Below are 13,321 nucleotides of genomic sequence, written 5' to 3' on the forward strand. Positions count from 1 at the left end.
GATCCGCGTGGCGGCCGGCGAGAAGCTGCCCTTCACGCAAGCCGACGTGAAGCGCGATGGCTGGGCGATGGAGTGCCGCATCAACGCCGAAGACCCGTTCCGCAGCTTCCTGCCGTCGACCGGCCGCCTGGTGAAGTACGCACCGCCGCCTGAAGGCAATGGCGTGCGCGTGGACACCGGCGTCTACGAAGGCGGCGAGATCCCGATGTACTACGACTCGATGATCGCCAAGCTCATCGTGCACGGGAAGGACCGCGCCGAGGCCATCACCAAGATGCGCGCGGCGCTCAACGCCTTCGCCATCCGCGGCATCAGCTCCAACATCCCGTTCCAGGCCGCGCTGCTGGCGCACCCCAAGTTCGTGGCGGGCGACTTCAACACCGGCTTCATCGCCGAGCACTACGGCAAGGGCTTCACCGCCGAGGCGGTGCCGCACGATGACCCGATGTTCCTGCGCGTGCTGGCCGCCGTGGCCCACCGCAAGATGCTCAAGCGCGCCACACGCATCACCGGCCAGATGCCCGGCCATGAGTTCCAGCCGGGCGACGACTACGTGGTGGTCACCTCGCTGGGCGAAGGCAAGTTCGAGCAGCTGCCGGTGAGCATCGTGGCCCAGGGCGCGGGCTTCGACGTGAACGTGGGCGGTGACACAAAGGCGGGCAAGACCTACCGCGTGGCCTTCCAGTCGCCGCTGCGCGACGTGGTGATCCGTGGCAGCTTCGACGGCGAGCCGTTCTGCGCGCAGATCGAGGCGCAGGGCCTGTCGTACCGCATCTCGCACAACGGCACGCAGATCGAGGCCAAGGTGCTCACGCCACGCGCGGCCGAGCTGAATGCGCTGATGCCTTTCAAGGCGCCGCCCGACCTCTCGAAGTTCCTGCTCTCGCCCATGCCGGGCCTGCTGGTCGACGTGGCCGTCACGCCGGGCCAGAAGGTGATGGCCGGCGAGAAGCTGGCGGTCATCGAGGCGATGAAGATGGAGAACATCCTGCTCGCGACGCAGGACTGCGTGGTCGCCGAAGTGGCCGCAAGCAAGGGCGAATCGCTCTCCGTCGACCAAGTCATCATCAAGTTCCAATGAGCGCGAATCGACCGTTCAAGGTGCTGGGCATCCAGCAAGTCGCCATCGGCGGGCCCAGCAAGGACCGCCTGCGCACGCTGTGGGTCGACAAGCTGGGGCTCGAGGTCACCGGCAACTTCGTCAGCGAACGCGAGAACGTCGACGAAGACATCTGCGCCATGGGCAAGGGCGCGTTCAAGGTCGAGGTCGACCTGATGCAGCCGCTCGACCCCGAGAAGAAGCCCGCGGTGCACACCACGCCGCTCAACCACATCGGCCTGTGGATCGACGACCTGCCCAAGGCGGTGGAGTGGCTCACGGCCAACGGCGTGCGCTTCGCGCCGGGCGGCATCCGCAAGGGTGCGGCGGGCTATGACATCTGCTTCCTGCACCCCAAGAGCAACGACGAGTTCCCGGTGGCAGGCGAGGGCGTGCTGATCGAACTGGTGCAGGCGCCGCCGGAGATCGTGGCGGCGCTGGGCTGATTCATTCGCAGCGTGAGGTGCCTGCACCCACGCAGTCGAAGAAGCCGAGCGCGCGGCGCAATGCCGGTGTGCGGTAGGTGTCGGACTCGATGAACAGCGCATGCCGCGCCTGCGGCAGCCGGCGGCCCACGCAGTAGCCCGGTCCGTTGCCGGCATTGAGCTCGTCGCAGAACTGCTTCTGTGCGCCGGGCTTGACGACCGTGTCGCGCTCGCCTTGCAACAGCAGCACCGGTACCGCGATGCGGCGCGCCGCCGGCCCACGTGCCTGCTCGGTGGCCATGCACGACTGGTTGAGCCAGCGGAAGGACACGCCGCCCACTTTGGCGTGGGGCGAGCCGCAATCGGGGCCGTCGCAGCGCGCCTGGTCTTGCGCCACCCAATGGCGCTCGAAGCGCAGCGCGCTGTGCGTGAGGTCGTTGTTGGCACCGGGCCAGGCGTTGCGCAAGGCGGCGTATTCGTCGTCGAAAGGCGCGCCGTCGGCGTAACGCGTTTCCAGGAACGACCCGATCCATCCCTCGCGCTTGCGGCTGTGCTGCTTGCAGTAACTGTCGACGAGTCGCGTGGCGATGCCGGCGTCGGCGCTGCTGGCCACCCACGGTTCCATCATGGGCGTGACCAGCGCAGCGGCGGCGACGCCGTCGCGCGGAACGCGCTCCAGGTACAGCGCCGAGATCGCGCCGCCCATCGAGTGGGCCAACAGGTACAGCGGCTTGTTTCCTTCTCCGCGAGCGGTGCGCACCGGCCCTGAGATGAATGCCGCGAGGTCGCTCACGTAGTGGTCGAACTCCTTCACGTAGCCGATGCTGGTGTCGTCGGCCAGCAGACGCTGCGAGAAGCCCTGGCCGCGGTGGTCGTGGATGTAGACCGAGTAGCCGTTGCGCACCAGGTCGTGGATCAGCTCCTGGTAGAGCACCAGGCCTTCGGTGCGCCCTGAGACGAGCACGATGCCGCCGCGGCGCTCAGCCCGGTGGCGGTAGAGCCGGTAGTGGATCTTGGCACCGTCGGCCCCGCTGAACGAACCGCGCGTCAGCTCGGCCTGCTGCAGCGTGGCGGTTTCGATGGCGCGCCAGTCGGGCCAGCGTGCGAGCTCTGCCTCGGTGGTGAAGACGGCATCGGCCGGGCCGGTAGGCTCCAGCGGCGGCAGGAAAGGGCTGTCGGCGGGTTGGGCGCTCGCCGCGGCGGCAGCGAGCAGAAGGGCTGCCGCCGCGAAGAGCCGCTTCACACCGCCACCGGCGCCTTGATGGCCTCGTGGTGCTGGTAGTCGGCGATCTCGAAGTCTTCGAGCTGGTAGTCGAAGATCGATTCCGGCCGGCGCTTGATGCGCAGCAGGGGGTAGGGGTGCGGCTGGCGCGAGAGCTGCAGCTCCACCTGCTCGTGGTGGTTGCTGTAGATGTGGCAGTCGCCACCGGTCCAGATGAACTCGCCCACCTGCAGGTCGCACTGCTGCGCCAACATGTGCGTGAGCAACGCGTAGCTGGCGATGTTGAAGGGCACGCCGAGGAAGATGTCGGCGCTGCGTTGATACAGCTGGCAGCTTAAGCGGCCTTCGGCCACGTAGAACTGGAAGAAGGCGTGGCAGGGCATCAGCGCCATCTTCGACAGCTCGGCCACGTTCCAGGCACTCACGATGATGCGGCGTGAATCGGGGTTGGTCTTGAGCGCCTTCACCACCTCGGCGATCTGGTCGATGTGGCCGCCGTCGGGCGTGGGCCAGGAGCGCCACTGCACACCGTACACCGGGCCCAGGTCGCCGTTGGGGGCGGCCCATTCGTCCCAGATGGTCACGCCGCGCTCCTGCAGCCATTTGGCATTGCTGTCGCCGCGCAGGAACCACAGCAGCTCCAGGATCACCGCCTTGGTGAACACCTTCTTGGTGGTGACGAGCGGGAAGCCTTCGTTCAGGTCGAAGCGCATCTGGTGGCCGAACACGCTGCGTGTGCCGGTGCCGGTGCGGTCGGTCTTGGCCACGCCGTGCGTGTACACGTGCCGCATGAAGTCTTCGTACTGGGAACGGATGGGGCGGGTCACTGCGAATCTCCGAATCGGATCGCAAATTATGACTGCTTGAGATCAAGCAACGCCCGCGGATCCGGCTTTGCCGGTCCGCCAGGCGGCGCCCCTTGGGGGCAGGAGCGAAGCGACTGGGGGGCCTTAACCCTGGCCGGGCTCGCGCAAGAAGATCTCCACGCGCCGGTTCTTGGCCCGGCCAGCCTCGCTGCCGTTGTCGGCGATCGGCTCGTGCGAGCCGCGTCCCGAAGTCTCGACGCGCGAAGGCGGGAAGCCGCGCCCCGCGAGGTAGTCGCGCACGCTCTGCGCACGTTCCACCGACAGCGGGTTGTTGATCGCATCGCTGCCGGTGCTGTCGGTGTGGCCGACGATGCTCACGCGCACATTCGGGTCACCTTGCAAGCTGCCGGCAAAGCTGTCGAGCACCGAGCGCAGCTCGGGCTTGATGTCGGCGCGGTTGACGGCGAACGAGATGTCGCTCGGCACGTTGAGTTTGAGCTGGTTGTCGGCCGTGCGGGTGACGTCGACGCCCGTGCCTTGCGTCGCCTGCTCCATCTGGCGCTTGCGCTCTTCCTGCTTCTTGGACCAGATGTTGCCAGCCACCGCGCCGACGGCGCCGCCGACTGCGGCACCCACGCCCGCCTTGCCGCCGGTGGCGGCGCTGATCACGGCGCCGGTGGCCGCGCCGATGCCGGCACCGGCTGCGGTGCCCTTCGCTTCGGGGCTCATGTTTTCGCAGCCGGCGAGCAGCAGCGAGCCGGCGGCGAGCGAGGTGGCGAGGAGGGTGAGGGGTCTGCGCATGGTTCTTCTCCTGAATGATGTTTGCCGGCCAGTGTGTCCGGGCGATGAAGGCGCTGTCTGTCAGAGCTTCTCAACGCGCCATGTGGGTACCGGCCTACAGCCGAAACACTTCTTTGCGTTTTTGCTGCGTTCAGGGTTCGAACTGCAGCGCGGCCAGCCGTGCATAGAGCCCGCCGGCGGCGGCGAGTTCCGCATGCGTGCCGGTCTCGACGATGCGGCCGTGCTCCATCACCACGATGCGATCGGCGCGTTGCACAGTGGCCAGGCGGTGCGCGATGACGAGCGTGGTGCGGCCCTTCATCGCCGATTCGAGCGCGGCCTGCACCATGCGTTCGCTCTCGGCATCGAGCGCGCTGGTGGCTTCGTCGAGCAGCAGCAGCGGCGGGTTCTTGAGCATGGCGCGCGCGATGCTGATGCGCTGCCGCTGGCCGCCAGAGAGGCGCACACCGCGCTCGCCGAGGAAGGTGTTGTAGCCCTCGGGCAGCTGGCGCAGGAAGTCGTCGGCAAAGGCGGCGCGCGCGGCGGCGATCACTTCTTCGTCCGTGGCCTCGGGCTTGCCGTAGCGGATGTTCTCCATGGCATTGGCCGAGAAGATCACGCTCTCTTGCGGCACGATGCCGATGCGCTGGCGCAGCGCATGCAGCGAGGTGTCGCGCACCGGCACACCGTCGATGCTCACCGTGCCGGCGGTGGTGTCGTAGAAGCGCAGCAAGAGCTGGAACACCGTGCTCTTGCCGGCACCGCTCGGGCCGACGATGGCCACCGTCTCGCCGGGTTGCACCTGCAGGGTGAGGTGCTGAAGAGAAGGGTGCTGTGGGCGGGAAGGGTAGTGGAAGGTCACGTCATTCAGCGCGACCGCCGAGCCTGCGCGCGTGATGGGCAGCGCCACAGGCTGCGCAGGCGACTCGATCGGCGAGCGCGCGTCCAGCAACTCCATCAAGCGCTCGGTGGCGCCGGCGGCGCGCAGCAGGTCGCCGTACACCTCGGAAAGCACGGCCACGCTGCTCACGAGGATGATCACGAACACCACCGTCTGCCCCAGGTGGCCGGCCGAGATCTCGCCGCGTGCAACCGCCTGCGTGCCCTGGTACAGGCCCCACAGCAGCGCGCCGAAGGTGGCGGTGATGATGAAGGCGACCAGGAACGAGCGCATGCGTGTGCGCTTGATCGCGGTATGAAAGGCGTGCTCGGTCGACTGGTCGAAGCGCGTGGCCTCGCGTTGCTCCTGCGTGTAGCTCTGCACCACCGGGATGGCGTTCAGCACCTCGGCGGCGATGGCCGACGAATCGGCCACACGGTCCTGGCTGGCGCGGCTGAGCTTGCGCACGCGCCGGCCGAAGTACAGCGAAGGCAGCACCACGATGATGAGCACGCCCAGCACCTGCGACATCACGTAGGGGTTGGTGATGACGAGCATGACCATCGCGCCCACGCCCATCACCGTGTTGCGCAGGCCCATCGAGAGGCTGGAGCCCACCACCGTCTGCACGAGCGTGGTGTCGGTGGTCAGGCGCGACAGCACCTCGCCGGTCTGCGTGGTCTCGAAGAACTCGGGGCTCTGCTTCACCACATGGCTGTAGACGGCGTTGCGCAGGTCAGCCGTGACGCGCTCGCCCAGCCAGGTGACGGCGTAGAAGCGTGCGGCCGAGAACACGCCCAGTGCCGCGCCCACGGCGAAGAGGGCGAAGAAGTGTTCGCGCAGCGCCATCACGCGCGCGCCGGGGTCGCTGGCAACGAGCCCCTGGTCAATCAGCGACTTGAGCGCGATGGGGAACACCAGCGTGGCGCCCGCGGCCAGCACCAGGAAGACCATCGCCAAACCGATGGGCAGCCGGTAGGGCCGCAGGAAGGGCCACAGGCCGTTGAGGGAGCGGACGCTGCGGCCGGCGGCGGGAGAGGGCGTGTTGGGCATGGCGCGCAGTCTAGCCAGTGGAGAGGTACTGCACGGGCCGATGGGCAAAGTTGACAAAACCAAGCCTTGACATTCATTGCCTAGGCATCTAAATTCCCATCACAGGAGCCAAACGATGCCCAAACCCTTGCCCCCCGCCGACTTCTACCGCCCGAATGAATATTCGGCGGATGAGAGCGTGGGCTACCTGCTGCGCCGCCTGCTCACCTCGATGAAGCAGGAAACCGACAGGCGCCTGGAACCCCACGGCCTGACCAATGCGCAATGGGAGCCGCTGTACAAGCTGCGCAAGTGCATGGCCTCGACCGTGGCCGAGCTCGCCCGCGAGCTGCAGACCGACCCCGGCGCCACCACCCGCCTGCTCGACCGGCTGGAGGCCAAGGGCCTGTGCAAGCGGGTGCGCTCCACCGAAGACCGCCGTGTCGTCAACCTCGAACTCACGCCCGAAGGCGAGGCCGCGGCCGACAAGATCCCCGCGGCTTTGGTCGAGGTGATGAATGCCCACCTGGCCGGGTTCTCCAAGACCGAATGGCAGGCCCTCACCGGATACCTGCGCCGCATGGTGGCCAACGGAGAGGCGATGCGCGAGGCCCCTTGAGGCCTTGTGTCATTTACACGCCGAATCGCGCCTGAATACATGCCTAAGCAAATAAAGCCCGAACAAGTTTCACGAAAAGCGACCATGTCCACCTCCTGCAAACTCACCCTGAGCGACGCCGCCGCCCGGCACCTGCCTGCGCTGTCGACGCTTGTCGTCGCGCTCGCCTCGACCCTGGTGCTCACGCTGGCCGGCTGCGCCAGCACCGCCGGCATCGACCCGTCAGCGGCCAAGCCGGTGACCCCGGCCACGCTGGGTGCGGCAGATGCCGACGCCGCCGCCCCGATCGCCACCGAGTGGTGGAAGAACTTCGGCGACGACAAGCTCTCAGCCCTGGTGACGCAGGCGCTCGAAGGCAATCCCAACCTCAAGGTGGCGCAGGCCCGCCTGGCGCGTGCCCAGTCGGCCACCGACATCACCCGCTCCGCCGACGGCCCGCAGGTCAACCTCTCGGCGGAGGCCATGCGCCAGCGCTACACCACCAACGGCATGGTTCCCGCGCCGCTGGCCGGCAACTTTGCCGAGACCGGCACGGTGCAGTTCAACGCTTCCTGGGAGCTCGACTTCTTCGGCCGCAACCGCGCCGCGATCGAGGCGGCGGTGGGCACCCAGCGCGCCATCGAGGCCGACGTGCAGGCGGCCCGCGTGCTGCTGGCCACCAACGTGGCACGCACCTACCTGCAGCTGGCCCGCCAGGTCGAGCTGCGCGAGGTGACGCGCCGCACCCTGGCCCAGCGCGAAGAGACGCTCGCACTGATCCGCCAGCGCGTGCAGGCCGGGCTGGACACGCAGGTCGAGCTGAAGCAGGGCGAAAGCCTGCTGCCCGAGACGCGCCTGGTGCTCGAAGGGCTGGAAGAGCAGATCACCCTCACGCGCCACGCCCTGGCCGCGCTCACCGCGCAGGCCCCGCAGGCGCTGGACCAGCTCACGCCGCAGCTCACCGCCGTGCAAGCCGTGCCGCTGCCCGCCAGCGTGCCGGCCGACCTGCTGGGCCGCCGCGCCGACATCAGCGCCGCGCGCTGGCGTGTGGAGGCCGCCACCAGCGACGTGGCCGTGGCGCGCGCGCAGTTCTATCCCAACATCAACCTCGTGGCCTTCGCCGGCGTGTCGAGCATCGGCCTGGACCGCCTGTTCCGCAGCACCAGCGAGCAGTACGGCGTGGGCCCGGCGATCCGCCTGCCCATCTTCGATTCGGGCCGCCTGCGCGCCAACCTGCGTGGCCGCTCGGCCGACCTCGACGCCGCGGTGGAGACCTACAACGCCACCGTGATCGACGCGGTGCGCGACGTGGCCGACCAGATCACCTCGCTGCAATCCATCGCACGCCAGCAGACCGAGCAGGCCGCGGCACAGGTGGCTGCCGAGGCGGCCTACGACCTGGCCGTGCAGCGCTACAAGGCCGGCCTGGGCACCTACCTCACGGTGCTCAACGCCGAGTCCAACGTGCTCACGCAGCGCCGCGCCGCCACCGAGCTGAAGACACGCGCCGTCGACACGCAGGTGGCCCTCATCCGTGCGCTGGGCGGGGGCTACACCACGCCCGACACCCGCGTCGCCGCCGCCCGCTGAACACCAACGCTGTACCGAAACGCATTCCCCGGAGAACACCATGAACGCTCCCCAGCAAGCCACCGCCGCCGGCAACCCGGCCCGCAAGAAAGCACTCACCGCCGTGGCCGCCGCCGTTGCGGTCGCCGGCATCGCCTACGGCGCCTACTACGCCCTCGTGCTCAACCACTTCGAGCACACCGACAACGCCTACGTGCAGGGCAACGTGGTGCAGCTCACGCCGCAGGTCGGTGGCACCGTGCTCGCCATCAACGCCGATGACACCGACTTCGTCAAGGCCGGCCAGGTGATCGTCAAGCTCGACCCGGCCGATGCGCAGGTCGCGCTCGACCAGGCCGAGGCCCAGCTCGCGCAGACCGTGCGCGAGGTGCGCACCCTGTTCGGCAACAACGCCACGCTGAAGGCGCAGATCGCGCTGCGCGAGGCGGACCTGGCCCGCGCCCAGAGCGACGTGGCCCGCGCCGAAGACGACGTGGCCCGCCGCACGCCGCTGCTGGCCACCGGTGCCGTCGGCAAGGAAGAGTTCAACCACAGCACAGCCCAGCTCACCGCCGCCAAGAGCGCGGTGGCCGCCGCGCAGTCGGCCATCACCGCGGCGCGTGAGCAGCTCGCCTCCAACCAGGCGCTCACCGACAACACCTCGGTCGAGGAGCACCCGAGCGTGCAGCGCGCCGCGGCGCGCGTGCGCGAGGCCTACCTCGCGGTCAAGCGCACCGACCTGGCTGCACCGGTCGACGGCTATGTCGCCAAGCGCAGCGTGCAGCTCGGCCAGCGCGTACCGGCCGGTGCGCCGCTGATGTCGGTGATCGCGCTCAACCAGGTCTGGGTCGATGCCAACTTCAAGGAAAGCCAGCTGCGCAACCTGCGCATCGGCCAGCCGGTGACGCTCACCGCCGACATGTACGGCACCAAGGTCGAGTACCACGGCAAGGTCGAAGGCCTGGGCGCCGGCACCGGCGCGGCCTTCGCCCTGCTGCCGGCGCAGAACGCCACCGGCAACTGGATCAAGGTCGTGCAGCGCCTGCCGGTGCGTGTGGCGCTCGACGCCAAGCAACTGGCCGAGCACCCGCTGCGCGTGGGCCTGTCGATGGAGGCGCGCGTGGACATCAGCGACACCAGCGGCAAGACGCTGGCCGATGCGCCGCGCAGCACCAGCGTGGCCCAGGCCGGCGCCATCCAGGCCGGCTCGATGGATGCCGATGCCGAAGTGCGCAAGATCATTGCGGCCAACCTGGGCCGCAGCGCGAAGGGTGCTCCTGTGCAGGCCAGCCGTGCTTCGGCGCCGGCTTCCGCCCTGGCGGGCACGCCGGTGTCGGCCCTGGCCTCGTCGGCGGCCGGTTCCATCGCTGCGGGCAAGTAAGCATCCATAGAGGCTGAGCATGTCTTCCACCACGGCCGATCTGCCGGCCTCATCCGCACCCACGCCCACACCCGCGCCGGCCCCTGCAACGAAGGCGCCCGTGGCCTTCGCGCCACTCACGGGCAGCCAGCTCGTGCTGGGCACGATCGCGCTGTCGCTGGCCACGTTCATGAACGTGCTCGACAGCTCGATCGCGAACGTGTCCATTCCCGCGATCTCCGGCGACATGGGCGTGAGCCCGGCGCAAGGCACCTGGGTCATCACTTCCTTCGGCGTGGCCAACGCGATCAGCGTGCCGCTCACCGGCTGGCTCACGCAGCGCTTCGGCCAGGTGCGCCTGTTCACCGCCAGCATCCTGCTCTTCGTGCTGGCCTCGTGGCTGTGCGGCCTGGCGCCGAACATCGAGTCGCTGATCGCCTTTCGCGTGCTGCAGGGCCTGGTCGCCGGGCCGATGATCCCGCTCTCGCAGACATTGCTGCTGGCCAGCTACCCGCCCGCCAAGGCAGGCATCGCGATGGCCATGTGGGCGATGACGGTGCTGGTCGCGCCGGTGGTGGGGCCGCTGCTCGGCGGCTGGATCACCGACGTGATCTCCTGGCCGTGGATCTTCTACATCAACGTGCCCGTGGGCCTGGTCGCGGCTGCGGCCACCTGGTCGATCTACCGCACCCGCGACCCCGGCCCGCGCCGCGTGCCGCTCGACTACGTGGGCCTGGCTTTGCTGGTGCTCTTCGTCGGTGCGCTGCAGATCATGATCGACAAGGGCAAGGAGCTCGACTGGTTCGAGTCCAACCAGATCATTGCGCTCGCGGTGGTGTCGGCGGTGAGCTTCCTGTTCTTCCTGGCCTGGGAGCTGACCGAAAAGCACCCCATCGTCGACCTGCGCCTCTTCGTGCGCCGCAACTTCTGGCTCGGCTCGACCTCGCTGGCGGTGGCCTACGGGCTCTTCTTCGGCAACGTGGTGTTGATGCCGCTGTGGCTGCAGCAGTACATGGGCTACACCGCCACCTGGGCCGGCTTCGCGCTCGCACCGGTGGGGCTGCTGGCGATCGTGCTCTCGCCCTGGGTGGGCAAGAACGTGCGGCGCATCGACCCGCGCGCGCTCACCACCGTGGCCTTCCTCGGCTTCTCGCTGGTGCTGTGGATGCGCTCGCACTTCAACGTGCAGGCCGACTTCGCGACCATCATCATTCCGACCGTGATCCAGGGCGCGGCGATGGCCTTCTTCTTCATCCCGCTGCAGGCCATCACCTTCTCGGGGCTGGCGCCTCAGCAGATGCCGGCGGCCGCGGGGCTCTCGAACTTTGTTCGCATCACTGCGGGCGCGATCGGCACCTCGCTCTTCACCACCGTGTGGGAGAGCCGCGCCGTGATGCACCACGCGCAGATCGCCGAGAGCATCAACCGCGGCAACGACACGGCCATGCAGACGCTGAGCCAGCTCGGTGCCGCCGGCTACAGCAACGAGCAGTCGCTGGCGACGATCGACCGGCTGATCAACCAGCAGGCGTTCACCATGGCCGCAACCGACATCTTCTGGCTGTCGTCGGTGCTGTTCGTGCTGCTGCTGGGCATGGTGTGGCTGACGAAACCGCAGATGGGCGGCGCGGCGGCGGACGGTGGCGGGGCGCACTGATGCGCCCTATGCCGTCACCCCTGATTCAGGCGCCTCAGGCGAATTGAGCCTGGCGCGACAAGACCTGGCGGCTGCGGGCTTCCGCCAGCGATTCTTCTGCGTGATGTATCAATTGCTGGCCAGTGGTGCCGTCCAGCGGATGGATGGCGAAGCCCACGCTGCAATTGATGTGCAGGTTGCTCAACGTTCGGTAGGCGAACGCACGCTGTAGTTCGGCGATCACCCGCGCCTTCATCGCGAAGAGGAAGGGCTTGGTCTCTTCGGCCGGGCCGCCCAGCAGCAGCACGAACTCGGTGTCGCGCAGGCGAAGCACCTTGTCTTCGCTGCGGGCGAGGTGGCGCAAGCGGCGCGCCACCTGGATCAGCACCTGGTGGGCGGCTTCACGGCCGTAGCTCTCGACGAGCGGGCCGAAGCCGTCCAGCCCCACGTGCAGCACGCACAGGGTCTGGTGGCGCGACTGGAAGTCTTGCGACAGGTACTCGGCGGTGTTGGCCAGCGAATCGGCGCTGCACTGCTCGATGAGGTTGTCGCGGTGACTGGTCAGCAGCGATTCGGTCGTCACAGGCCGCATGCCACCGCTGGGCAGGGCGGCATCGGTGCGGCGCCGCCTGGGCTGTTGCAGGGGGCGGATGGGTTGCGGCGGCTCCTTGGGCGGCGGCAGCTCGGCCAGCGGTGCGGCACTGCGGGTGCCCAGGCGGTGGGCGACCAGCCCCACGGCCAGGCAGGCGGCCCACACGCTCGCGGCCACGGCGCTCTGTGCGGCGAACAGCGCCCACAGGAGCGCCAACACCGGCGGTGCGGCCGGGCGTTTGGCGAGATTGTCGAAGGCGGAAGGCTGGGTCATGGGTATTGGCGCTACCCGCCTTACCACGGGGGCAGGTGCGCGTGTGCTTGATTTTGAGGCACATGTGCAGGCGATGTCGCGGCAATAAGCACGCTTTTTGCTGCCTACTTGAAATGAAAGTGTCCTATGGCCTAGAGCCTGAGCCGGCCGGCGTAGCCGGTCATCTCCAGGTAGCCACGGCCGACGCGCCGGCCTTGGGGGTCGAGCAGGTCGCTCAGGCCTTCCCAGTAGAAGGCGCCGGTGCTGGAGCGGCTGTCGAGTTCTTGCGCGTCGAACAGGGCCTGCACGGTGTGGCGGCCGGCGGGCGTGTCGAGGGTCCATTGCACCGGGTAGCGTGCCTGCGAGGCGGGGCTTAGCCAGGTGCGCCCGGGCGTGAAGCGCACTTCGTCGGGCCCGAAGCTGCGCACCGCGCCACCGGGCCGGCGCAGGCTGCCGCCGGCGTAGAGCGTGCTGCCGTCGGCGCGTCGCAGGCGGAAGGCGGTGAGGGCACTGCCGTCGTCGAGGTTCATGCCGATCCAGTCCCAGCCGACGGTGTCGGGGCCGAGCAGGGTGTCGGCCCATTCGTGGTCGAGCCAGGCGCGGCCTTGCACGGGCAGGTCGCGGCCGTCGAGCGTGAGCGTGCCGCTGGCCGCCAGCTGCGGCTCGCTGTAGTAGTGGCTGGCGAGGCCGGGCTGCGCCCCCTTGCGCGAGAAGCCGGCGTCGCCTTGCAGCAGCAGGGGCTGGGTGGGGGCCAGCAGGAGGCCCAGGCGGAAGCCGGCGTCGTCGCTCTGGATCTCGGTGCGGTAGCGGCCGGCGTTGTCGCGCTGCAACGACCAGTCGCGCAGCCGCACGGCGGTGTCGCCCTCGGCCGCCTCGGCGATTCCGAAGCCGGCGCGGGCGATGCGCTGGTCGTGCCGTTGGCGGGCAGCCTGCACGTCGCTCAGTGCGGCGTGGGCGAACACGATCTGCCGGGCGGCGAAGCGGCTGCTGCCCCCGGCAGGCCCGTGCGCGAGCGAAAGAAGGTGACCTGGAAGCCGAACAGCCGCTCACCCGCCTGCAGGGCTCCGGTG

11 protein-coding genes and 1 pseudogene are annotated in these 13,321 nt (G+C 68.8%); 6 read left to right on the forward strand and 6 right to left on the reverse strand.

What is annotated here, in order from left to right:
- Both VFL64_RS03750 and VFL64_RS03755 read left to right on the forward strand, forming a co-directional pair.
- On the forward strand, nt 1-1,081 hold a 1,081-nt coding region (locus VFL64_RS03750; RefSeq protein WP_489539046.1), incomplete at its 5' end, for a biotin/lipoyl-containing protein.
- On the forward strand, nt 1,078-1,545 hold the full coding sequence (locus VFL64_RS03755) for a VOC family protein (protein WP_489539047.1): 468 nt from the start codon (nt 1,078-1,080) through the stop codon (nt 1,543-1,545). The genes VFL64_RS03750 and VFL64_RS03755, both read left to right, overlap by 4 nt.
- Nucleotide 1,546: 1 nt before the next feature.
- On the opposite strand, the gene VFL64_RS03760 is transcribed toward VFL64_RS03755, so the two are convergent.
- The 4 genes from VFL64_RS03760 to VFL64_RS03775 all read right to left on the reverse strand — a co-directional run bounded on the left by VFL64_RS03760 (nt 1,547) and on the right by VFL64_RS03775 (nt 6,265).
- Nucleotides 1,547-2,767 (reverse strand): alpha/beta fold hydrolase, encoded by a 1,221-nt coding sequence (locus tag VFL64_RS03760; protein WP_489539048.1) that lies wholly within the window; start codon nt 2,765-2,767, stop codon nt 1,547-1,549.
- Nucleotides 2,764-3,537, reverse strand: coding sequence for a thymidylate synthase (locus tag VFL64_RS03765; RefSeq protein WP_489539056.1), 774 nt, complete (start codon nt 3,535-3,537; stop codon nt 2,764-2,766). Before VFL64_RS03765 ends, VFL64_RS03760 begins: the two co-directional genes overlap by 4 nt.
- Before the next feature lie 159 nt (nt 3,538-3,696).
- Nucleotides 3,697-4,353 (reverse strand): YiaD family glycine zipper/OmpA-like lipoprotein, encoded by a 657-nt coding sequence (locus tag VFL64_RS03770; RefSeq protein WP_489539049.1) that lies wholly within the window; start codon nt 4,351-4,353, stop codon nt 3,697-3,699.
- 130 nt (nt 4,354-4,483) lie between these two features.
- Entirely contained in the window at nt 4,484-6,265 is a 1,782-nt protein-coding gene (locus tag VFL64_RS03775; protein ID WP_489539050.1) for an ABC transporter transmembrane domain-containing protein, read from the reverse strand.
- 115 nt (nt 6,266-6,380) lie between these two features.
- Here VFL64_RS03775 and VFL64_RS03780 point away from each other — a divergent pair, with 115 nt between their 5' ends.
- The 4 genes from VFL64_RS03780 to VFL64_RS03795 all read left to right on the forward strand — a co-directional run bounded on the left by VFL64_RS03780 (nt 6,381) and on the right by VFL64_RS03795 (nt 11,428).
- Nucleotides 6,381-6,863 (forward strand): MarR family winged helix-turn-helix transcriptional regulator, encoded by a 483-nt coding sequence (locus tag VFL64_RS03780; protein ID WP_489539051.1) that lies wholly within the window; start codon nt 6,381-6,383, stop codon nt 6,861-6,863.
- Between the two features lie 84 nt (nt 6,864-6,947).
- Nucleotides 6,948-8,432 carry an efflux transporter outer membrane subunit gene (locus VFL64_RS03785; RefSeq protein ID WP_489539052.1) on the forward strand — a complete coding sequence of 495 codons (1,485 nt, stop codon included), beginning with the start codon at nt 6,948-6,950 and terminating at the stop codon, nt 8,430-8,432.
- Between the two features lie 40 nt (nt 8,433-8,472).
- Nucleotides 8,473-9,792: an EmrA/EmrK family multidrug efflux transporter periplasmic adaptor subunit gene (locus VFL64_RS03790; RefSeq protein ID WP_489539053.1), complete on the forward strand. Its 1,320-nt coding sequence runs from the start codon at nt 8,473-8,475 to the stop codon at nt 9,790-9,792.
- A gap of 19 nt (nt 9,793-9,811) precedes the next feature.
- Nucleotides 9,812-11,428: a DHA2 family efflux MFS transporter permease subunit gene (locus VFL64_RS03795; protein ID WP_489539054.1), complete on the forward strand. Its 1,617-nt coding sequence runs from the start codon at nt 9,812-9,814 to the stop codon at nt 11,426-11,428.
- Nucleotides 11,429-11,462: 34 nt separating this feature from the next.
- Here VFL64_RS03795 and VFL64_RS03800 read toward each other — a convergent pair whose 3' ends face one another.
- Together VFL64_RS03800 and VFL64_RS03805 are read right to left on the reverse strand one after the other, a co-directional pair.
- On the reverse strand, nt 11,463-12,272 hold the full coding sequence (locus tag VFL64_RS03800) for a GGDEF domain-containing protein (protein WP_489539055.1): 810 nt from the start codon (nt 12,270-12,272) through the stop codon (nt 11,463-11,465).
- Nucleotides 12,273-12,403: 131 nt separating this feature from the next.
- Nucleotides 12,404-13,321, reverse strand: a pseudogene (locus tag VFL64_RS03805) (lipocalin-like domain-containing protein); the annotation flags it as partial.

This window comes from Rhizobacter sp., assembly GCF_035702065.1.
Lineage (GTDB): Bacteria > Pseudomonadota > Gammaproteobacteria > Burkholderiales > Burkholderiaceae_C > Rhizobacter.